This window comes from Vibrio sp. Vb1127 (assembly GCF_033338735.1).
Lineage (GTDB): Bacteria > Pseudomonadota > Gammaproteobacteria > Enterobacterales > Vibrionaceae > Vibrio > Vibrio alginolyticus.
On record NZ_JAWOTF010000035.1, the window covers coordinates 1 to 20,586 of the forward strand.

Genomic DNA, 20,586 nt, shown 5'->3' on the forward strand with positions numbered 1-20,586 from the left:
ACGCCTTGAACGTAAGGACCGATTGCTGCTGGTGCAGACTCAGTGTGAAGTACTTTCGTCATTTGATTTTTTCCATCAGTTGTAGGGAATAAAGATTCTCAGTTTGCCTCTAAACCCTCGGTAGGTAAAGAGCAAAATACCCTGACATTGCAGGGTATTTTAAACGTATCACAGCCTAGTCGTGCGGCGTGTTTATCGCTCGGTTACGATCTCGCGTGAGAACACTTTCTCGCAGTATTTACACTTTAGGCGGATTTCTTGTTTCTTCTCGAACACGCTAAAGCTGCTTTCTACTGGTTCATTATGAGAAATACAGTTTGAATTCGGGCATTCAAATACATCATTGATGCGCTCAGGAAGCTCTAACGCGAGCTTTTTCACCACTTCATAATTCTCGATTTGATTCACGGTCGCGTGAGGAGCATACAACGCTAGCTTGCTAGCTTGCTCTTCATTGATAAACACATTTTCGATTTTGAGTAGATCTTTATGACCGAGTGCTGATGATGGCAAGTTCAGTCCAATCGTTACGCGTTGTGATGAATTGTGCATATCGAACAGTCTTAATACTTTGATGCCGATTTGCGCAGGGATGTGGTCGATGACCGTACCATTTTTGATTGCTTCTACCTGCAATTGAGTTTCTTTAGCCATGATTTTTCCCCTCGATTACAGTGTTTCGTTTAGAACAAGCGCCAGCAGTGCTTGGCGAGCATACACGCCATTTTGAGCTTGCTGGAAGAAGTAAGCATGAGGCGTTTTATCAACATCAGTTGTGATTTCATCCACACGTGGTAGTGGGTGCAGCACTTTCAAGTTCTCACGCGCGCCTTCTAGTAGTGCCGCTGTTAGGATGTAAGCCGACTTAATATGTGCGTATTCCGATTCGTCAAAACGTTCTTTCTGTACGCGTGTCATGTACAGAATATCCAGTTCAGGAATCACACTTTCCATGTCTGTGTGTAGGCTATATTGAATGCCAGCTTCATCTAGTTCTTCGCAGATGTAATCTGGCATTGCCAGCGCATCTGGTGCAACAAAGAAGAAGCGGATGTTGTTAAACTTTGCTAAGGCTTGAGTCAGTGAGTGCACTGTGCGGCCATATTTTAGATCACCTACGAATGCGACGTTCAGGTTGTCTAGACGCCCTTGTGTTTCCGCGATGGTGTATAGGTCGAGTAGCGTTTGAGTTGGGTGTTGGTTTGCACCGTCACCCGCGTTGATCACTGGCACGCCATTTGAAAATTCAGAGGCCAAGCGAGCGGCGCCTTCTTGTGGATGACGCATCACAAAGGCATCGACGTAAGAAGAGATGACTTGTACTGAATCTGCGAGTGTTTCGCCTTTCTTCGCCAGAGAGGTATTACCATCATTATCAAAGCCAATCACGTCACCACCAATGCGCTGAATCGCTGTTTCAAACGATAAACGTGTACGTGTTGATGGTTCAAAGAAACAACTTGCAACGACTTTGTTTTTAATCAGTTCTGGTCGAGGTGCTTTTTTAAGGCTACCTGCTGTTTCTACGATAAGTTCCAGTTCTTCGCGTGAAAGCTCTGGAATAGAGATGATGTGCTTCTGGTAAAGCGAGTTCGCCATGATCTTCTTCCCTATAACATTGATGACTACATCCAAATAACCGAAAGGAATTTTGGACATAAAAAAACCTCCCCAATGGGGAGGTTTTAAAATTCAATAGAATTAACGAAAATAACACCACGTAAGCGTAGTCGCTTAGCGAGAGCAAATCGCGTTTTTACGTCAGCAATCAGCGTGGTCATTTCTTAATCCTCAGACAAATTGCCGAGCATTATACGCTTAACTTTCGTGAGCGCAAGCGATTACATCATGGTTTTTATCGGCTGTTTTTGCGCGCTGGTTTAGCTTCCTAGCGTCGCAACCATCACGGCTTTGATGGTATGCATACGGTTTTCAGCTTCGTCGAATACGATGGAGTATTCCGATTCAAATACCTCTTCTGTTACTTCAAGGCCTTTCATACCGTATTTTTCAGCGACTTCTTTGCCGACGGTGGTTTCATCATTGTGGAAAGCTGGAAGGCAGTGCATGAATTTCACATGTGGATTACCCGTTTGCTTAATCACGTCCATATTGATTTGATAAGGTGTCATTAACGCTACACGTTCATCCCATGCCTCGGCAGACTCACCCATAGACACCCAAACGTCGGTGTATAGGAAGTCACAACCTTTCACACCTTCCTCAACGCTTTCTGTTAACGTGATTTTTGCACCGGTTTGTTGCGCGATAGTTTGACAAGTTGCCACGAGATCTTCTTCAGGCCAGAACGCTTTTGGCGCGACAAGGCGAATATCCATGCCCATTTTCGCTGCGCCCACCATAAGTGAGTTACCCATGTTGTTGCGCGCATCACCTAGGTAAGCGAAGGTTACTTCATGTAGCTGTTTACCACGGCCGTGCTCTTGCATGGTCAGGAAGTCAGCAAGGATCTGGGTTGGGTGGAACTCATCCGTTAAACCATTCCACACTGGAACACCAGCATAAGTACCAAGCTCTTCAACAATGGATTGGCCAAAGCCTCGGTATTCAATCCCGTCATACATACGACCAAGGACGCGAGCGGTGTCTTTCATCGATTCCTTATGACCGATTTGCGAGCCAGAAGGGCCGATGTAAGAGACTTGAGCACCTTGGTCAAAGGCAGCGACTTCAAACGCACATCGGGTACGAGTCGAAGATTTCTCAAAGATTAGTGCGATGTTTTTACCTTGAAGTTTCTTCTGCTCTGTTCCTGCATATTTAGCTTTTTTTAGCTCTGCAGACAGTTCGAGCAAAAACTGGATTTCTTTGGTTGAGAAGTCCAATAGCTTCAAAAAGTTGCGGTTACGTAAATTGAAAGCCATAGCTCGTCCCTTAGTACATGTGATTAGATTAATAGAATTCATTAAAACATATAAATGCTCTTATTGTGAATAATTATTTTCAATTAAAGCTAAAAAAGGTTGATGTATTCACATCAACCTTAGTTTTGATTCACCTAATGTAAAGGGACGAGTAAGTTATATATCGTCTCGTTCTATTGGACAGCTCATACAGCGAGCGCCACCGCGACCACGACCAAGCTCGTTACCAGGTACTGTCAGTACTTTGATGCCAGCTTTATCGTATTTTTCGTTGGTGTATACATTGCGTTCGTAACCAATTACTACGCCCGGTTTTACAGTTAGAACGTTATTGGCATCATTCCATTGTTCGCGTTCCGCTTCATAGCTGTCACCACCCGTGGTGATGATTTTCAGCTGATCTAAGCCAAGAGCGGACTCAATCGCGTGCAGATAGTTATGTGAGGCTTCAACATGCATTTCACCGTTGCCTTTTGGTGTTAAGCGCCATGTGTCGAGATCTTTGCGCATGATCTCTGGGTAGACAGAGAAAGTATCTACATCCATATGGGTCATCACAGTGTCTAAATGCATACATGAACGGTGTTTAGGCAGATCAATTGCAATAACTTCGGTAGCTTGGCCTGCTTTAAATAGGCTCGCTGCAAGGTTCTCTACACCTTGAGCAGTCGTACGCTCAGACATACCGATAAGAACTGCACCTTTACCAATAACCAACACATCACCGCCTTCGACATTCGCATTATCATAATGCAGATCATCGTCACCGAAGTATTTGATAAAATCTTGGCCAGCAAAAATTGGGTGCCAACGATAAATCGCACGTAAGTGGTTTGTTTCACGTTGGCGTGCAGGCATCATCATTGGGTTGAGCGATACACCACCATAAACCCAACATGAGGTATCACGAGTAAAGAGGTGATTAGGCAGTGGCTCAATAACAAAGTCGAGAGGACGCTTCATTTTTGGCAGCATAGAAGATGAGGAGATCGGTAGCTCTGAGTAAGCTAAGCCACCTAAAAAGATGCAGGCAAGATGTTCATCATCCATTTCTGAAAAGTGTTGGCGTAGGTCTCGCGCAAATGTTGGCCCGTAGCGAAAGTCAGAAATCTGAGTGTTCAGCAGCCATTGTTTTGCTTCTGGAACGGCGAGGGTTTCGACCAGTAAATCGTGGAGGAGAAGCACTTCAACGTCTTGCTCGCGCAGCGTACGTGCGAATGCATCGTGCTCTTCACCTGCCGCTTCTACAGCAAGAACGTCATCAAATAGCAACTCATGACAGTTTGACGGAGTTAAGTGGGTTAGGGCGCGTTCAGGGCGATTTAATAGAACTCGTCGAAGTTGACCAACTTCTGATCCAACGTACAGCTTGCTCATTTTGTATCCTTACAAATTTTCCAACCATTAGTTATGACAAGCTTCCTAGAAAGATGCAAGTTATCAAGCTTTGTTTATATTCTGGTGTTTCTTGTTTTGTGAGTGTTTTATTTTTATTTTTATTATTATGAAATTTATTATTAGATATAAATGCTATTTTACTAAAATTAGAGTGCGTGCGTTTTTATTCTAATTTTCCCGTTGAGAAAGAATACACGCACAGTGCATAAAACGTGCATTTTTATTCTAAATTATGCATTATTAAAGTGAATTTATTCGTTATGCTTCTTCGTTTTACACGTGAGTGTATTCAAGAAAGCATCATAAACACGCATAGAAAGAGAAAATAACCACATTAAGTGTCAATTAGGATGTTCTGAATATTAAAAAATGCCATTCTTTGTTAATTTTTTGTTTCTTTGTGTGGTCGGTTTAATATTTAGATTCAAATAACCGATAAGAATCGCAGTGGTATGATGTTTGTTTGTGGCTTTTCATCGCAATCCATGCCATATTTCACCGGATCAGCATACTCAGTATCGGGTATTGTGTTTCCATCAAGTAACTAATCTGGAGCCAAAACATGTCTCACGAAGATGAATATCTATCAGTAGAAGAATTAATTGAGATTCAAAAGGAAGAGACTCGCGATATCATTGCAGCATTGCTAGAAGATGGCAGCGATCCAGATTCGCTATACGAAATTGAGCACCACCTGTTTGCAGAAGATTTTGACACGCTAGAAAAAGCGGTAGTTGAAGCATTCAAGATGGGCTTTGAAGTTCTTGAAGCAGAAGAAACTGAAGATGAAGATGGTAACAAGTTGCTTTGCTGTGATGCGACTATGGAGTCCGCACTAGATGCAGAAGCGATTGATGCGCAAGTTGAAAAATTGATTCACTTGGCAGAAAAATACGACATCATCTATGACGGTTGGGGTACGTACTACGAAGGCGAAGATGCGCTTTACCCTGAAGAAGATGAAGACGACGAGTAATCAAAGCTCACTACTTTTGGAAAAACCAGCGTTTAACGCTGGTTTTTTTATACCTTGAAAAACTGACGAATGTGGAGGCGATAAATAATTCACATTGAGTTTATAGGGGATTTCTCCCTATAATGCGTGAAAATTGATCTAGCTCAAGGTGTATATGCAACTCTCACTCGCCGGTTTATGGCAAGTCTCTCCACTGACGGACCTTTCTATCCCACAGGATGACATTACTTTCCCTGCTCCTTTGAGTCAGGTATTGCCAGTTGAAATGACAGAAGAAGCAATTCGTCAGCAAGAGTGGCACCTGATGCATGACATTGAAGTGGATGAATCCATGATGGCATTCCCAGCGGTAGAAATGGTGTTGGGTGGTGTGGATTACCATGCAGAAGTGCGTTTGAACGGAGTAGCATTGTTTGACTGTGACGGTTCTCAAAATGTCTACAAGAAAGACATTCGCCCGTTCATGCAAATGGGGCGTAACCGCTTTGAAATCTTGTTCTTAGAGGAAGAAGAGGATCTTCTGTTTGATGAAGATAAACCTGAGCTGTGCTCTCTGTCCGATCATGAATATAAAAAAAGTGATGAGCGCTTAGGGGTATGGCAAGAACCGTATCTGCAGTTCATTCGCAATGTACGTTTAGACCGCGTGGCAACCGAGCAGATTTGGCACCACGGTGGTGGTTGTGAGTTTAAGGTGGATTTGTACTACCAAACTTTTGCGCCGGGTTTAGTATCGGCATCGGTTAAGTTCAATGGCATGACTTACCATATTCCTATTGATGTCCGAGCGGAGCATGCGAGCGCTTTATTCCAGATCGAAGCGCCAAAGTATGCCGATCTTACTGATCCTGATCCAAGTGATCTCTACCAGTTGTCTGTTGAGTTGGATGGGCAGCACCAAAACTTCACTGTTGCCTTGAGCCAGGAGCTTTGTGTTACCCATGTTGTGCTCTAACATCTAATAATATTATCTATTACAGCATCTTAAGCATTACGACTTCACATGCATCATGCCCTGTTTGTCCAAGCGGGGCATCGAGATGCTCAAAGCCTAGCTTTTCATACAAGCTTACCGCTTCTCTCAGACATTCAGTTGTCTCTAAATAGCACTGCTGATACCCAAATTGTTTCGCCAATTGTAAGCTCAATGCGACGATGCGTTTGGCTAAACCGTGTCCTCGTGTTTGAGGTAAGAAGTACATCTTTTGTAGTTCACACACATTTGGCTCGCCAGCTAAAGGGGCAAAGCCACCGCCACCAACGATCTCTCCGCGATGTTCAATGACCCAATAGGCGGCCCTGTTTTGATTGTACACCGAATACATATCATCAAGCGTTGGATCGGCCACACCATAACCTTTGTCTGCGGTTAAGCCGTATTTAGCAGAGACTTTACGAATCACATCTGCGACTTGCGGGTTGTCTGCTTTAGTAAGAGGTCGAAGAACGTATTCCTCAGACTGACACACTATTGTTAGCCCTTTTAGGTAAGTCTCTAGACCAAGTTTGAGTTGCTCTTGCTCGCTGTCATCGAGTTGGGTAAGCAGTTGTTCAAAGAAGTGGTTTTGCTGTTGGTCCAGTTGCGATAACGCCAGTTGGCCTTGCTCTGTAATCGCGACGAGTTGACTACGTTTGTCTTTTGGGTTTTCGATGCTCTCGACCAAACCTAATTTAATCAAACCAGTAACGGTTCGGCTCGCGTTGGACTTGTCGACATTAAGCTGCTGTGCCAGCTGATTGATGGTCAATGGCTGCAATTGGATTTCACCCAATGCGTGCGCTTGCACTGGAGTGAGAGCGACATCGCCGCATTGTTTATCAAGCATACCAAGCAATCGGACGGCTTGACGGGAGTAGTGTCGAAGTTGACGAGCGTTCATTATCACTTACCTCTAAAAATAAAGTTGCGCACCGCAATTAAATTAATTGCGGTGCGCAACCTTGTCAATGGTAAATGTCATTTTTCTCGTTAGGAGACGTAGTGAGCCTCCATATTTAAGCGTGGTGATGTAAACAAAACTGCGGTGCTGGAGCTTTTTCTGATGATTTACGCATCCATACTTTCTCGTGGAAGTAGTAAGCCACCGTGTTCAAACTTGGCTCTAGCATCGCCATTACGCCGCCGACAAATGCATCACCTGTTAGTAAGTAAACCACGGTAAAAGCGACGCTGAAGTGCACGGTCGCAAAGCTTGCGGTTTTTAATTTGGTCATCCACTGACGAGCTTTAAGTGCTGGGACTTTTGCCCATGCCTTTTCATGAAAGTAGAAGGCTACGGTGTTCACTGAAGGCTCAATCATGGCAATTAAACTACCAATTAGAATGTCGCCTGTGAGTACGTAAGCGACACTAAATGCGATAGTAAAATGCAGTGCTGCGAAAGTTAGTGTCTTTTTCATGATAATTACTCAATCGTGTTTGTTTCGATGAGCTTATTATCGATAATAATTCTCATTAATGCTAATGGGTAATGAGTATTGTTGTGATAGGGGGAAGCTATTGATGATGGTTTTGGTGAAATGTATACAAAAAAGGTTGGCCATGATGACCAACCTTTTGAACCAAAAAGTGAGAAGTGCTAATTCTTCTCTTTCACTGAGGCTTAAAGCGCAGCGATCGTTGTCTTCTGCTCTTCTAGCTTAGCTAGCGTTTCTTTGTAGCCTTCAAGCTTCTCACGCTCTTTAGCAACAACTGCTTCAGGTGCTTTCGCTACGAAGCCTTCGTTACCTAGTTTGCCTTCGATACGCTTGATTTCGCCGTGAGTCTTCTTGATTTCGCCATCTAGACGAGCAAGCTCAGCATCTTTGTCGATCAGACCTGCCATTGGGATCATCAACTCAGACTTACCAACCAGTGCTGTCGCACATGCAGGAGTTTGTTCGCCAGTTTCAAGCACGCGTACTGCTTCTAGCTTCGCTAGTGACATCAGTACTTGCTTGCTTGCTTCTAGACGAGAGGCATCTTCTGCATTTGCTGCTTTCAGCATAACGTCAAGCGGCTTACCAGGGTTGATGTCGTATTCAGCACGTAGGTTACGGATGCTGGTAATGAACGCTTTCACCCATTCAATGTCGTCTAGCGCTTCTTGGTTGAAGTTTGCTTCGTCGAATTGAGGCAGTGCTTGCAGCATGATTGTCTCGCCTTCTACACCTTCAACTAATGGCTTGATGCTTTGCCAGATAGTTTCAGTGATGTAAGGAATCACTGGGTGAGCTAGACGTAGCGTCTTCTCAAGAACCGTGATGAGTGTACGGCGAGTACCACGCTGTTGCGCTTCAGTACCTTTCCATAGAACGGGTTTAGTTAGCTCTAGGTACCAGTCACAGAATTGGTTCCAGATGAATTCGTAAAGCGTGTTCGCAGCCATATCTAGACGGAAGTTGTCGATATGGTTGTTAAACGCTTTCGCTGCGAGTTCAAACTGAGACTCAATCCACTTGTCTGCTAGTGAATATTCAATCTCACCACCGTTGAAGCCACAATCTTGCTCTTCTGTGTTCATCATTACGTAACGGCTTGCGTTCCATAGTTTGTTACAGAAGTTACGGTAACCCTCAAGACGTTTCATATCCCAGTTGATATCACGACCTGTTGATGCCATTGCTGCAAGAGTGAAACGCAGTGCGTCTGTACCGTATGCTTCGATACCGTTTTCAAACGTCTTACGAGTGTTCTTCTCGATCTTCTTCGCTAGTTGAGGCTGCATCATGTTGCCACAACGCTTCTCTACGAGAGACTCTAGGTCGATACCATCGATCATGTCGATTGGGTCAAGTACGTTACCTTTCGACTTAGACATCTTGTCGCCGTTTTCGTCACGGATTAGACCAGTAACGTAAACCGTTTTAAATGGTACTTGTGGCTTGCCGTTTTCGTCTTTCACGAAGTGCATGGTCATCATGATCATGCGCGCAACCCAGAAGAAGATGATGTCGAAACCAGTTACTAGAACGTCTGAAGGGTGGAATACTTTCAGATCGTCAGTTTGCTCTGGCCAACCTTGAGTACCGAACGTCCATAGTGCAGAAGAGAACCACGTATCCAGTACGTCTTCGTCTTGGTGAAGTTCAATGACAGACTCTAGGTTGTTGTTCTTACGAACTTCTTCTTCAGTGCGACCTACGTAAACATTACCTTGGTTGTCGTACCAAGCTGGGATGCGGTGACCCCACCATAGCTGACGAGAGATACACCAGTCTTGAACGTCACGCATCCAAGAGAAGTACATGTTTTCGTATTGCTTAGGAACGAATTGGATGTCGCCGTTTTCTACTGCTTCAACTGCGGTTTTCGCTAGAGGCGCAGTACGTACGTACCATTGGTCAGTTAGCATTGGTTCGATAACCACGCCACCACGGTCGCCGTAAGGAACTTGTAGATCGTGATCTTTCACTTCTTCAAGTAGACCTAGCTCGTCGAATTCAGCAACGATAGCTTTACGAGCGGCAAAACGCTCCATACCGTGGTATTTAGCTGGTAGTTCAGTGCTGTAAGCTTCGCTTGCTTCGCCGTTAGTGTTGAATACTTCTGCTGAGTCGCGGATGTTCGCGTCGAAAGTCAGAATGTTGATCATTGGTAGCTGGTGGCGCTTACCTACTTCGTAGTCGTTGAAGTCGTGCGCAGGTGTGATTTTCACACAGCCAGTACCTTTTTCCATATCTGCGTGCTCATCGCCCACGATTGGGATGCGACGATCAACGATAGGAAGGATGATTTCTTTACCGATAAGATCTTTGTAACGTGGATCTTCTGGGTTAACTGCAACACCTGTATCGCCTAGCACGGTCTCTGGACGAGTCGTTGCAACAACGATGTAGTCTTTGCCATCCGCTGTTTTTGCGCCATCTGCTAGTGGGTAGCGGAAGTGCCACATGTTGCCTTTAGTGTCTTTGTTCTCTACTTCTAGATCTGAAATCGCGGTGTGTAGCTTTGGATCCCAGTTAACTAGACGCTTACCGCGGTAGATTAGATCGTCTTCGTATAGACGTACGAACACTTCTTGAACGGCGTTAGATAGACCATCGTCCATCGTGAAGCGTTCACGATCCCAGTCTACAGATGCGCCAAGACGACGAAGCTGCTTAGTGATAGTGCCGCCAGATTCGCCTTTCCATTCCCAGATTTTGTCGATGAAAGCTTCACGACCGTAATCGTGTTTTGTTTTGCCTTCTTCTGCAGCGATCTTACGCTCAACAACCATCTGAGTTGCGATACCAGCGTGGTCAGTACCTACTTGCCAAAGGGTGTTTTTACCCTTCATACGTTCACAACGGATAAGCGTATCCATGATCGTATCTTGGAACGCGTGGCCCATGTGTAGGCTACCAGTGACGTTCGGTGGCGGGATCATGATGCTGTATGATTCTTTAGTAGTGTCACCGTGTGGCTTAAAGTAGCCTTTCTCTTCCCAAGTCTGATACAGAGCTTGTTCGATTGAAGTTGGGTTGTATGTCTTTTCCATAGCGCTCTTTTAATGGATACGTTGATGGTTGAATCTTAGTCAATCTTTATAAGTGAGGGATCTTAACAAGATCGCCTTAACTATAAGGATTGACCGTTAAGGATATTGAATTTCGATCGTTTGCAGCTGGTAACCTGCTTGACGGTAAATTTTATATCTTTCTCTTGCGAGTTGTTTAGCTTTTTCTTCGCAGGGCACGAAGTCTACCACTTGAGCAAACTTGTTCGCAAAGGTTGTCTCATTTTCCGCCAAATTAATTACCAGCTGACGGTTCCAATTAGGTTTTACACCTTCATGGCCGATTTCAATGTTGGTGGCGTATTTCGGTCCCTCGCCTACGAGGTTATGTGCCATGAACTTGTCTGCATCAACTTGCCAAAAGGCTTCAGCGAGCTGCTCGGCGTGTGGTTTGTCTTGGCAGTTTAAATACACTTTAGCGCCTTGGCGAGCAAAGTGCTGAGCCAAAAACACGATGTATTCTTCAAAGCCAGCCACCGTTGCTTGCGGGCTCTCTTCGTTAATGATGTAGAAGGTTGCAGTTTGCATCATTCTCTCACTTGCCTTGGGTCTCTTCCTAAGACCATCTTAAGTCCCACTTTCATTTTAGAAAATTAGGATAATAAAAAAGGGCCTTGCGGCCCTTTTAGATGTTGTTCAGAAATTACTCTTCTGTCTCTTGGCCGCTGCGGTTCAAAAGGAATTGGACAAGCATTGAGACAGGACGGCCCGTTGAGCCTTTCGCTGCGCCTGATTTCCACGCGGTACCTGCGATATCGACGTGTGCCCAGTTGTACTTCTTCGCGAACTTAGATAAGAAGCAACCCGCAGTAATTGTGCCACCAGGGCGACCACCAATGTTTGCCATATCCGCAAACGGGCTTTTCAACTGTTCGTGGTACTCGTCTGCCATTGGTAGACGCCATGCACGGTCACTCGCTTGCTCAGAAGCGTTTACTAGCTCATGAGAAAGAGGGTTGTGGTTAGAGATTACGCCGCTGATATGGTGGCCTAGTGCGATAACACAAGCACCAGTTAGCGTTGCAACGTCAACCACGCAGTCTGGTTCGAAACGCTCTACGTAAGTCAGTGCGTCACAAAGAACAAGACGGCCTTCAGCATCCGTGTTCAGAACTTCTACAGTTTGACCAGACATGGTCGTTAGGATGTCACCTGGACGGTAAGCGTTGCTGCCAGGCATGTTTTCACAACCCGCTAGAACACCAATAACGTTGATTGGTAGGTTTAGCTTCGCCAGCGCTTTCATTGTACCGAATACCGATGCCGCACCACACATGTCGTACTTCATCTCATCCATACCTTCGCCCGGCTTTAGAGAGATACCGCCTGAGTCGAAGGTTAGACCTTTACCTACGAGCACAATCGGTTTTGCATCTGAGTCAGGGTTACCTTTGTACTCGATGATAGACATCATAGATTCGTTTTTAGAACCACGGCCTACTGCTAGGTAAGAGGTCATACCCAGTTTTTCCATCTCTTGCTCACCAATAATTTTGGTGGTTACGGTTTCGTAGTCGTCCGCTAGACGACGAGCTTGAGAAGCAAGGTAAGCTGGATTAGCTACGTTTGGCGGCATGTTGCCAAGGTCTTTTGAGGCTTTGACACCTGATGCGATAGCAAGACCATGAGTGATTGCTTTTTCACCCAAGTTCAATTCACGACGCGTTGGTACGTTGAAAACAAGCTTGCGCAGTGGGCGGCGAGTCTCAGGTTTCACGCTCTTGAATTGATTAAATGTGTATAGACCATCTTTAGTCGCTTCTACAGCCTGGCGCACTTTCCAGTATGTATCACGACCCTTAACATGCAGTTCAGTTAGGAAACATACCGCTTCCATTGAGCCTGTCTCGTTAAGTGTGCTGATCGTCTTTTGAATGATTTCCTTGTACTGGCGCTCGCCAAGTTCACGCTCTTTGCCGCAACCGACAAGTAAAACGCGCTCTGACAAAACACCTGGTACTTGATGCAGTAGCAGCATCTGACCAGGTTTACCCTCTAGATCACCACGGCGAAGTAGTGAACTGATGTAACCGTCACTGATTTTATCAAGTTGTTCGGCTACTGGAGAAAGGCGACGTGGTTCAAACACACCAACAACGATACATGCGCTACGTTGTTTCTCTGGACTGCCACTTTTTACACTGAACTCCATGCGTACTCCTACATCCTGAAGACAAATTGCTCTAAATGTTAGATAATGATCGCTTACTTGTTGAATTTTAGCTCCAGGCTTACATGCAGAGCTGATTAAGCGACTAACATCTAGTTTATAATTTTTAAAAAAATAAATGGTTCAACGGGAAACTATAGTGATTCGACCAAAAAAACAAGTTTTGTATAGGTAATTTCAGCGTGATTATTGTTAGATATTTGATCCGCGAAACACTCAAGAGCCAATTTGCGATTTTTTTCGTACTTTTTTTGGTGTTTGTAAGCCAGAAATTCATAAGTGTTCTTGCTGATGCTTCTGATGGGGATATTCCTGCTGGATTGATTTTCTCGATTGTTGGTTTGAACATGCCAGCAATGGGTCTGTTAATGCTGCCTTTAAGTCTGTATATCGGCATATTGATCACATTTGGTCGTCTGTATGCAGAGAGCGAAATTGTCGTAATGAACGCGACAGGTATTGGTAATAAATTCTTGGTTCAAGCGGCCTTATACCTAGCGTTGATTACTTCAGCGGTGGCGGCTTTCAATGCGTTGTGGCTATCGCCGTGGTCTCAAGACCGCGTTGAGCAGCTTTATGAGCAGGTAGCGTCAGAAAACAGCGTTGACCTACTTAAAAAAGGTCAGTTCCAAGGTACACCAGACGGTTCATCGGTTGTGTTCATCGATGACATTAAAGACAATACCTTGAGCAACGTTTTTGTTGCGCAGATGCGCCCTCGAGATTCAGTGTTACCGAGTGTGATGTTCTCATCTTCTGGTGAAGTAAAAGAGCTTTCGGACGGTCGTCAGATCATCACTATGAAAGAAGGTACGCGTTATGAAGGTGTGCCTACTCGCGTTGAATATATGATCACGAAATTCGATGAATACGAAGGTGTTATCGGCCAACGTGAGGTCAAAAAGAAAGGGCGAGACTGGGAAGCATACCCAACGGTTGACTTGATAGGTCACCCAGATCCAGAGGCGCAAGCGGAGCTACAATGGCGAATTTCGTTATTTGTGTGTATTCCACTCTTAACAATGCTCGTTATTCCTTTGTCTGCGGTGAATCCGCGTCAGGGACGGTTTGCCAAAATGGGGCCTGCGATTCTGATCTATCTAGCGTATTTCTTGGCGATCAGTGCAACCAAATCTGCATTAGAAGATGGTGACATCCCGGCTGCTATTGGTATGTGGCCAATCAATGCGATGTTGCTGATTGTTGCTATCATGGCGAATATGATGGACAGCGTTGCTGCTAGACGAATAAAAGACAAATTCCGCAAGAAGAGGCTCGCGTAAGCTGTGTTCAAAATCTTAGACCTTTACATCGGTAGAACCATCATCTCTACCACTGCCTTGGTTTTAGCGACGTTTGTTGGCTTATCGGGCATCATCAAATATGTAGAACAGCTACGTAAAGTAGGGCGAGGTGTGTACGACCTCACTCATGCGTTGTACTTTGTGTTACTCAGTGTGCCGCGTGATATCGAAATGTTCTTTCCAATGGCGGCATTACTCGGTGCCCTGATCGGCTTAGGTATGTTGGCTTCAAGCTCTGAGCTGGTGGTGATGCAAGCTGCTGGTTTCTCTAAGCTGGATATCGGGTTATCGGTACTAAAAACGGCCGTCCCGCTCATGATTGTCGTTATGGCGTTAGGTCAATGGGGCGCTCCTGAGGCCCAGAAGATGGCCCGTGACTTACGTGCGTTTGCGATATCAGGTGGTAGCATTGTGTCTGTGCGCTCAGGTGTGTGGGCTCGTGACGCAAACGACTTTATCTTTATAGGTAAAGTCGAAGACGACAAGCTTCATGCTTTAAATATGTGGCGTTTTGATGATGATAAGAATCTACAAAAAGTTATTTTCGCCGAAGAAGTCGACTACCAACAAGATAACAACTGGCTGATGCGCTACGTACAAATTACGGACATGGAAAATGAAAACGTAATTTCAAAGCAAGACATCGAACAGATGGAGTGGCACACCTCTTTGGCACCAGATAAGTTAGCTGTGGTGACCGTGAAGCCAGAAGAACTGTCGCTGAGCGGTTTGTATGATTATGTGACTTACCTAAAAGCATCGGAACAAGATGCATCTCGCTATGAGTTGGCGTTTTGGCGTAAGTTGACTCAGCCGCTTTCAATTGCTGTGATGATGTTAATGGCGCTATCTTTTGTTTTCGGTCCACTCAGAAGCGTGACCATGGGGGCAAGGGTATTGTCGGGCGTGGTTGCCGGGTTTACTTTTTACATATCCAGTGAGTTCTTTGGCCCATTAAGCTTGGTGTATGGCATATCCCCAGTGTTTGGTGCTTTGGCCCCGAGTTTGGTGTTCTTAGCTATTGCGATTGCATTGCTACGAAGAAAGCTATGACTGAAGCATCATCGAATAAACCAAGTTTTACCGAACCAAATGTAAAAGGAAGGCATTACGCCTTCCTTTTTTGTGTTCCTAGACAAGTTAGTTTGCCTTGGGTAATACAACTACCTCTGTTTTGGCCCAAATGTCGTGGAAACCACGTTTCTTCGGATCAATCGGTACAGTCAGATTTGCCAAGCCAAAGCCAGATGTCGAAATACGAATCAGAGCTTGAGTTACCGTAATTGGTGCACCGTCTTTGGCATTGCGAACTCGAAGCTTCCAAGCGCGCATCCCAAGAGTTTGTCCTGCTCGCGTCCAGAAGAACACAAAGAAATATATCCACACACCCGCAAGATAAAGTGTAAATAGAGGGCTCAATACAGGGTGCTTTCCGAGCATATCTGCGGCATCTGCGTACTCGCCATAGCTCAACAATCCTGCTGCATTTAGTGCAAACACAACGGCCATAACAATACCAGCGGCCATCATTTCAATTGCGATAATAATCAATGTGTCGTAAATCAACGCTGCAAGTCGACGAAAGAGACCAGCAGGTGGAAGAGTTGTAGACGTTGCCATTATTCCATCACTTACCTTAAAAATTGTGCGTCAGAATATAGATTCCCTCACCAAGAGAAAAGAGACCTAACGCACAGAGTCTTTAATTGTGTATAAACTAAGTGACTTTTCTGCCCTACGTTATCAGCACATGTCATGATACACGAGGCCGTGCAGCAATATGTTTCAACTGAATTCGACTCTCTTAACCATTGGCTCTTTGGTCTGTGACCAGATTAGATAGCTGAGAGAGTTGGTGTTTCTCATCTTCGGTATAATGTTGGCTTAACGAAAGCTCTAAAGCTTTTTCTGACAGCTTGATTGCTGGTGACAAAAATAACTTAGGGTGCATACTAGAGAGAGCTAGCAAGGCCTTTTGTAGGCGAATCTGTATTTGGAGTTGCGCTGCACCATCGTGTGCTATCGGCAAAAAGACATCATCAAACAAATCCTGGCAGCTCAATGCGGGCACAAATAGTCTAGGATATCGAGTTTTGGTAGGAGGCTCACTGAGTAGGTCTCCCCATAATGAAAGTGCTCGTACAGAACGCCCAAGAACGTCAATTGCGGTGCCATTATCATTTACAGCCGGAGATAGTGCTCGTGAGGCGATTTCCGCCATAACGACTAAACCAAAGCGAGGGTCCTGATCATATGAACGCTCCGTTCGAATCGTGAAGGCTGCCGTTACTTCGCTTTCGTCTGGCAATTCTCCACAAACCCAAGCCAATGGTTGACCTACGTACACAAAACTTCCCGGTTGTCGCTCAAGGTAGATGGTGCATTGGTTTGCTTCAGCAATACTATCGAGATGATGCATATCAACATGCTGTAAGTAGCCAATTTCTTGGCTCAAAATAGGTTTACTTCCTCTGGGTTTATGTTCTGGGTGGCTCCACGGGTGAGCACCTAGCCAACGCTCTTTGCCCCGTTTTCTTATCGCATCTAACAAGGCTTGCTCCACGTATGAAGTGGTTTCACTGACCCTTCCTAGTACGGAAAGGTGCTGAATCCAACGTAGCAGAGTGAGTATGATCATCACGATTACGGCGATAGTTACGATGAACAGATAAATTTGTGCTTGTTGATGATAGGCCCCAATACCTAGCGCGATAATTCCTACCAAACTAAATAGAAAAGAGCCAAGAAAGGTTGCTAAGGCATTTTGTGTTGTGCTGTCTTCCATCAACAGTTTTGTCGCTCGTGGCGTTACCCCCGCACTAGCGGCACTGTATGCTGAGACCATAATATTGAGAGAGAATGTAGTCACTGCAAGCATGGAGGTTGCGAGGATATTTAATATGTTGTTCAACAAATCCTTGCTGACGTTGATGGCAGGGGGCAGAGTAATGAACTGGTTTAAAACAATCGACATTAAGGCGGTAGCAACAGCTAGTAATGCGTAGAGTGACGTCCGGACCCACAGTTTTCGTGTCATCTGTTTCAGTAACCACTGCCATTTTGACCCAGTCATTCTTTGCTCCTATTCAGTTCTCACTAGAAAGTCGATAGAAAATTCAGAAAGTTATTCTTGCTTAAGCATAGGTTAAATGCCCGTCGTTCTGCTTGATATTTCATGCATCACGAAAGTAAGAAAGCTGCTTGCTTCAAAGAATGGTGCTCTTGAGGTGTGAATTACCACGATTCTGTTACCTTAATTGATAGATGAATTAAAAGTATGTGATTGAAAAGAGGTAGCGCATGATTGTAATTACAGGTGCAAGTAGCGGCTTAGGGGCGGAACTAGCAAAGCGTTATGATGCGGAAGGCAAAGAGACGTATGTAATAGGAAGAAATACAGAAAAACTATCCGCACTAGCAAAACAACTCTCTCATAACGTCGGCTATCAAGCTTGCAACCTCTCATTACATCAAGGTGTGAAACAGCTCTTTGATGGGATGAAACAGCCTCCTGAAATGGTCATTCATAGTGCAGGAAGTGGTTATTTTGGCTTACTGGAAGAGCAGGAGCCGGAAGAGATTCAAAAGTTGATTGATAACAACCTGAATTCTGCGATTCATGTGTTAAGAGAGTTAGTAAAGCGTTACAAAGATCATCCAATAAAAGTGGTCATGATCATGTCCACAGCCGCGCAACAACCTAAAGCGCAAGAGTCTACGTATTGTGCAGTGAAATGGGCCGTCAAAGGATTAATTGAGTCGGTTCGTTTGGAGCTAAAAGGAAAACCTATGAAAATTATCGCGGTTTATCCTGGTGGAATGGATACGGAATTCTGGAAAACAAGCGGCAATACGATGGACACGAGTCACTTCATGCAAGCAGAAGATGCCGCAGAGATGCTCCATAATGCGTTGTCGAGCATTGGGAATGGTTATGTTTCTGATATTACAGTGAATAGAATTTAAAAAGAGTTTCGTATACTCACTTTCATCTGGAAGAGTAGTAGAAAATGGAGCGTACGTTTCTTATGAGTACAGCTTTGTCACACTTTGTGGCGAAATTATCAGCAAACGATAGTTATTTAAGGTATTTCTGCTTGCGCAGGTCAAAAGCTTACGTATAATGCCAACCATCAAAGGGCAATAGCCCAAAGATGCCGGTGTGGTGAAATTGGTATACACGACGGATTCAAAATCCGTTGCCTTCGGGCGTGGCGGTTCAAGTCCGCCCACCGGTACCATATTAGAAAGGTCGCTTTTATAGCGGCCTTTCGTCGTTTTAGGTGTTTGAAAATATCAAAAGGAAGTTAGCGTTGCCTTCGCGGTGGCGGCAGGAATGCCAGTCCAATCAACTCCGTCCACCGGTACCATATTTTAAGACAGAGCCTCGATGAAAGTCGGGGCTTTGTTGTATCTGGATCTTCAAAACAAAAAAGCGCGAGGGGTATGCCTCGCGCAAACTACTACATGGTGATAGTAGGAACAGCCTATAGAGCTGTGAACAAGGTATTTTGAGTGTTCGGAGTCCAGTCTGCTTGGGACACGTGCGGTACATCAACTAGATAACGCAAACCTTGATAAGTCACCACATCACCTTGTTTATAGGAAACATTCTGAGTCCAGTTAGTGGCTGGGTCTGCATTTATCCAAAGGCTAGAGGTTGGAGACGGTGCCCAATCTTGTTGCGCAGTATGGTTTGTTACAGCCTGGTATACAGTACCTAGGTGTAAGACGTAATCGCCAGCGTCGTAGTTATGACCAACTTGCCAGTTCGGTGTGTAGTTATCCATTGTGTCGAAGTCATAACCCGCTTGTTTTGCTAACTGTATAAACTTAGCGAGCTTAGGTAGGTTTTGCGTTGCACCCATGCCACGCTTACCATCTTCAAATAGGAACTCGTGAGTTAATACGATAACTTTATCGGCGTGTAAAGGTGTACCACATGGGAACTCTTGAGCTTTGGAGTTGATCGGGTTAATCGTTGTTGGTGCACAAGTGTTTAACGCGGAATCCACATATCCAAGAAATGCTTCTGCTTCTGTAAGGCTGTTTGCTGGCATTTCAATGCCCCAATTTTCGGGTGCCCAGTCCACATCCCAACCGTGAGTTTGATAGCCGTTATTCGCCAGGATATTTTGAACCTCGATAGCTGCTTTTACACTGTTGGATGGGTTGGATGTATCGCATACATATCCTGGTTCCCAAGGTTTCAGGTCATCAGACGTGGCACATAACCCATCTGCTTTGAAGTCTTTCGTCACGCGCCAACCGTTGGTGTAGGGCAGTCTAGCAAACTCTGTTGCCTTGTAGTTCGGGTAGCTTGTAATGTTCGGCAAATACTTTGCTAACACAGATAAGTTTTCCGTAAACATTGAGGCATCGTAAACAGGATCTTGATACGAGTTAAGCTGGTGGTCCCCGGTCGCATTACACTCCGCAGCACTGTTCGGTCCAAACTCATCCACGCAGTTGTGCACCATGTGATCGTAACTGTGGTTCGCAACAATATGACCAGTGTCTAATGCGAGCTTTAAGGCTTCTAGGGAACGGTCTTCATTCTCATCACCAATTCCATCTAAATGCCAAGCATTAAAGTAAAACGTCGCTTTGATATCTTCCTGGTTAAGTACTTGAATAACGTCAATAGATGCATTGATTGGTCCATCATCAAACGTTAGATAAATTGTGCCTTTAGAGTCGGTTTGAGCAAATGAGTGTTGTGATAGTGCGGCACTTACAAGCGTTGCAATAGCCAACTTATTAAATTTCATTCTCTATTCCTTTTAAGAAATTAATAACGACGTTGTCAGTAGTAAAATATTGATAATTTGAAAATTAATGTGATGTTTTAAATTATTTTATAACTTTTATCCTAGACCTAAATAATTACAAAAAAATAGGTGGTATTTTCTAAATTGGGATTGTGTTCACGAATAATGCAACCGGTTGCGCTTTTTTGTCTTGGTTATTTTTGCTACAGTTTTTGCAGGTTGAAATTTACACAACGGGAGTAAGGCTATGAAAAAGATCCTTTTATGCTGTAGCGCAGGGATGTCAACCAGTATGCTTGTTAAGAAAATGGAGCAAGCTGCTGAAAATAAAGGAATTGAATGCAAAATTGATGCGATGTCAGTGAATGCATTTGAAGATGCAATTAAAGAGTACGATGTTTGTCTTCTCGGGCCTCAAGTACGTTTTCAGCTAGAAGAGCTAAGAAAAACGGCGCAAGAGCATGGTAAAAACATTGACGCGATTTCTCATCAGCATTATGGAATGATGAAGGGAGAGGAAGTACTAGAGCAAGCATTAGAATTAATTAACTAAACCATAGTTTTAAATTAAAAAGATAACTGTACATCAAATATAAATATTT

Annotated in this window: 19 protein-coding genes, 1 tRNA gene and 1 pseudogene; 7 read left to right on the forward strand and 14 right to left on the reverse strand. The window is 44.5% G+C overall.

Annotated features, from left to right (window positions below; all coding sequences use genetic code 11):
• From R7H07_RS22555 to arcA, 6 genes and pseudogenes are all read right to left on the reverse strand, one after another.
• Positions 1–62: pseudogene (locus R7H07_RS22555) on the reverse strand (reactive intermediate/imine deaminase); the annotation flags it as partial.
• A gap of 130 nt (positions 63–192) precedes the next feature.
• Positions 193–654: an aspartate carbamoyltransferase regulatory subunit gene (gene pyrI, locus R7H07_RS22560; RefSeq protein ID WP_005381086.1), complete on the reverse strand. Its 462-nt coding sequence runs from the start codon at positions 652–654 to the stop codon at positions 193–195.
• 15 nt (positions 655–669) lie between these two features.
• Positions 670–1,599, reverse strand: coding sequence for an aspartate carbamoyltransferase (gene pyrB / locus R7H07_RS22565; protein ID WP_005381085.1), 930 nt, complete (start codon positions 1,597–1,599; stop codon positions 670–672).
• A gap of 86 nt (positions 1,600–1,685) precedes the next feature.
• Positions 1,686–1,781 carry a hypothetical protein gene (locus R7H07_RS22570; RefSeq protein WP_005381084.1) on the reverse strand — a complete coding sequence of 32 codons (96 nt, stop codon included), beginning with the start codon at positions 1,779–1,781 and terminating at the stop codon, positions 1,686–1,688.
• Positions 1,782–1,880: 99 nt separating this feature from the next.
• Positions 1,881–2,885 carry an ornithine carbamoyltransferase gene (locus tag R7H07_RS22575; RefSeq protein ID WP_042523477.1) on the reverse strand — a complete coding sequence of 335 codons (1,005 nt, stop codon included), beginning with the start codon at positions 2,883–2,885 and terminating at the stop codon, positions 1,881–1,883.
• 156 nt (positions 2,886–3,041) lie between these two features.
• Positions 3,042–4,262 (reverse strand): arginine deiminase, encoded by a 1,221-nt coding sequence (gene arcA, locus R7H07_RS22580; protein ID WP_206959934.1) that lies wholly within the window; start codon positions 4,260–4,262, stop codon positions 3,042–3,044.
• 583 nt (positions 4,263–4,845) lie between these two features.
• Here arcA and rraB point away from each other — a divergent pair.
• Together rraB and R7H07_RS22590 are read left to right on the forward strand one after the other, a co-directional pair.
• Positions 4,846–5,259 (forward strand): ribonuclease E inhibitor RraB, encoded by a 414-nt coding sequence (gene rraB / locus R7H07_RS22585; RefSeq protein WP_005381081.1) that lies wholly within the window; start codon positions 4,846–4,848, stop codon positions 5,257–5,259.
• Positions 5,260–5,413: 154 nt separating this feature from the next.
• Entirely contained in the window at positions 5,414–6,214 is an 801-nt protein-coding gene (locus R7H07_RS22590) for a glycosyl hydrolase 2 galactose-binding domain-containing protein (protein ID WP_132937227.1), read from the forward strand.
• A gap of 19 nt (positions 6,215–6,233) precedes the next feature.
• Here the strand turns inward: R7H07_RS22590 and R7H07_RS22595 are convergent, their stop codons facing one another.
• The 5 genes from R7H07_RS22595 to pepA all read right to left on the reverse strand — a co-directional run bounded on the left by R7H07_RS22595 (position 6,234) and on the right by pepA (position 12,891).
• A complete protein-coding gene (locus R7H07_RS22595) occupies positions 6,234–7,139 on the reverse strand; it encodes a bifunctional helix-turn-helix transcriptional regulator/GNAT family N-acetyltransferase (RefSeq protein WP_206959936.1) in 906 nt (301 codons plus the stop codon).
• A 115-nt stretch (positions 7,140–7,254) separates the two neighbouring features.
• On the reverse strand, positions 7,255–7,659 hold the full coding sequence (locus R7H07_RS22600; protein ID WP_005381078.1) for a DUF2061 domain-containing protein: 405 nt from the start codon (positions 7,657–7,659) through the stop codon (positions 7,255–7,257).
• 203 nt (positions 7,660–7,862) lie between these two features.
• Complete coding sequence (locus tag R7H07_RS22605) at positions 7,863–10,721, reverse strand: valine--tRNA ligase (protein ID WP_206954721.1); 2,859 nt, start codon at positions 10,719–10,721, stop codon at positions 7,863–7,865.
• A gap of 96 nt (positions 10,722–10,817) precedes the next feature.
• Complete coding sequence (locus R7H07_RS22610; RefSeq protein WP_031777270.1) at positions 10,818–11,267, reverse strand: DNA polymerase III subunit chi; 450 nt, start codon at positions 11,265–11,267, stop codon at positions 10,818–10,820.
• A gap of 115 nt (positions 11,268–11,382) precedes the next feature.
• Positions 11,383–12,891 (reverse strand): leucyl aminopeptidase, encoded by a 1,509-nt coding sequence (gene pepA / locus R7H07_RS22615; RefSeq protein WP_005381073.1) that lies wholly within the window; start codon positions 12,889–12,891, stop codon positions 11,383–11,385.
• Positions 12,892–13,091: 200 nt separating this feature from the next.
• Between pepA and lptF the strand changes: the two genes are divergently transcribed.
• On the forward strand, positions 13,092–14,192 hold the full coding sequence (gene lptF / locus R7H07_RS22620) for an LPS export ABC transporter permease LptF (protein WP_005381072.1): 1,101 nt from the start codon (positions 13,092–13,094) through the stop codon (positions 14,190–14,192).
• 3 nt (positions 14,193–14,195) lie between these two features.
• Positions 14,196–15,266 (forward strand): LPS export ABC transporter permease LptG, encoded by a 1,071-nt coding sequence (gene lptG / locus R7H07_RS22625; RefSeq protein ID WP_033906211.1) that lies wholly within the window; start codon positions 14,196–14,198, stop codon positions 15,264–15,266.
• Positions 15,267–15,353: 87 nt separating this feature from the next.
• Here lptG and R7H07_RS22630 read toward each other — a convergent pair whose 3' ends face one another.
• Together R7H07_RS22630 and R7H07_RS22635 are read right to left on the reverse strand one after the other, a co-directional pair.
• Positions 15,354–15,833 carry an RDD family protein gene (locus R7H07_RS22630; protein WP_033906212.1) on the reverse strand — a complete coding sequence of 160 codons (480 nt, stop codon included), beginning with the start codon at positions 15,831–15,833 and terminating at the stop codon, positions 15,354–15,356.
• A gap of 184 nt (positions 15,834–16,017) precedes the next feature.
• Positions 16,018–17,286 (reverse strand): DUF2254 domain-containing protein, encoded by a 1,269-nt coding sequence (locus R7H07_RS22635; protein WP_017636178.1) that lies wholly within the window; start codon positions 17,284–17,286, stop codon positions 16,018–16,020.
• Between the two features lie 227 nt (positions 17,287–17,513).
• Here R7H07_RS22635 and R7H07_RS22640 point away from each other — a divergent pair, with 227 nt between their 5' ends.
• Both R7H07_RS22640 and R7H07_RS22645 read left to right on the forward strand, forming a co-directional pair.
• Positions 17,514–18,179 (forward strand): SDR family NAD(P)-dependent oxidoreductase, encoded by a 666-nt coding sequence (locus R7H07_RS22640; RefSeq protein ID WP_033906213.1) that lies wholly within the window; start codon positions 17,514–17,516, stop codon positions 18,177–18,179.
• Positions 18,180–18,369: 190 nt separating this feature from the next.
• A tRNA-Leu gene (locus R7H07_RS22645) sits at positions 18,370–18,454 on the forward strand.
• 246 nt (positions 18,455–18,700) lie between these two features.
• Here R7H07_RS22645 and R7H07_RS22650 read toward each other — a convergent pair.
• Positions 18,701–19,984 carry a carbohydrate-binding protein gene (locus R7H07_RS22650; protein ID WP_206959948.1) on the reverse strand — a complete coding sequence of 428 codons (1,284 nt, stop codon included), beginning with the start codon at positions 19,982–19,984 and terminating at the stop codon, positions 18,701–18,703.
• 247 nt (positions 19,985–20,231) lie between these two features.
• Between R7H07_RS22650 and R7H07_RS22655 the strand changes: the two genes are divergently transcribed.
• Positions 20,232–20,537, forward strand: a complete 306-nt coding sequence (locus R7H07_RS22655; protein WP_065274866.1) for a PTS sugar transporter subunit IIB — start codon at positions 20,232–20,234, stop codon at positions 20,535–20,537.
• Positions 20,538–20,586: the final 49 nt, after the last annotated feature.

Bases quoted from the DNA above. Each gene is read 5' to 3' on its own strand.
- R7H07_RS22610 (WP_031777270.1), bottom strand. From the start codon at position 11,267: ATGCAAACTGCAACCTTCTACATCATTAACGAAGAGAGCCCGCAAGCA.
- R7H07_RS22600 (WP_005381078.1), bottom strand. From the start codon at position 7,659: ATGAAAAAGACACTAACTTTCGCAGCACTGCATTTTACTATCGCATTT.
- pyrB (WP_005381085.1), bottom strand. From the start codon at position 1,599: ATGGCGAACTCGCTTTACCAGAAGCACATCATCTCTATTCCAGAGCTT.
- R7H07_RS22630 (WP_033906212.1), bottom strand. From the start codon at position 15,833: ATGGCAACGTCTACAACTCTTCCACCTGCTGGTCTCTTTCGTCGACTT.
- pyrI (WP_005381086.1), bottom strand. From the start codon at position 654: ATGGCTAAAGAAACTCAATTGCAGGTAGAAGCAATCAAAAATGGTACG.
- R7H07_RS22640 (WP_033906213.1), top strand. From the start codon at position 17,514: ATGATTGTAATTACAGGTGCAAGTAGCGGCTTAGGGGCGGAACTAGCA.
- R7H07_RS22590 (WP_132937227.1), top strand. From the start codon at position 5,414: ATGCAACTCTCACTCGCCGGTTTATGGCAAGTCTCTCCACTGACGGAC.
- R7H07_RS22595 (WP_206959936.1), bottom strand. From the start codon at position 7,139: ATGAACGCTCGTCAACTTCGACACTACTCCCGTCAAGCCGTCCGATTG.
- rraB (WP_005381081.1), top strand. From the start codon at position 4,846: ATGTCTCACGAAGATGAATATCTATCAGTAGAAGAATTAATTGAGATT.
- R7H07_RS22575 (WP_042523477.1), bottom strand. From the start codon at position 2,885: ATGGCTTTCAATTTACGTAACCGCAACTTTTTGAAGCTATTGGACTTC.
- R7H07_RS22635 (WP_017636178.1), bottom strand. From the start codon at position 17,286: ATGACTGGGTCAAAATGGCAGTGGTTACTGAAACAGATGACACGAAAA.
- R7H07_RS22655 (WP_065274866.1), top strand. From the start codon at position 20,232: ATGAAAAAGATCCTTTTATGCTGTAGCGCAGGGATGTCAACCAGTATG.
- R7H07_RS22570 (WP_005381084.1), bottom strand. From the start codon at position 1,781: ATGACCACGCTGATTGCTGACGTAAAAACGCGATTTGCTCTCGCTAAG.
- pepA (WP_005381073.1), bottom strand. From the start codon at position 12,891: ATGGAGTTCAGTGTAAAAAGTGGCAGTCCAGAGAAACAACGTAGCGCA.
- arcA (WP_206959934.1), bottom strand. From the start codon at position 4,262: ATGAGCAAGCTGTACGTTGGATCAGAAGTTGGTCAACTTCGACGAGTT.
- R7H07_RS22605 (WP_206954721.1), bottom strand. From the start codon at position 10,721: ATGGAAAAGACATACAACCCAACTTCAATCGAACAAGCTCTGTATCAG.
- R7H07_RS22650 (WP_206959948.1), bottom strand. From the start codon at position 19,984: ATGAAATTTAATAAGTTGGCTATTGCAACGCTTGTAAGTGCCGCACTA.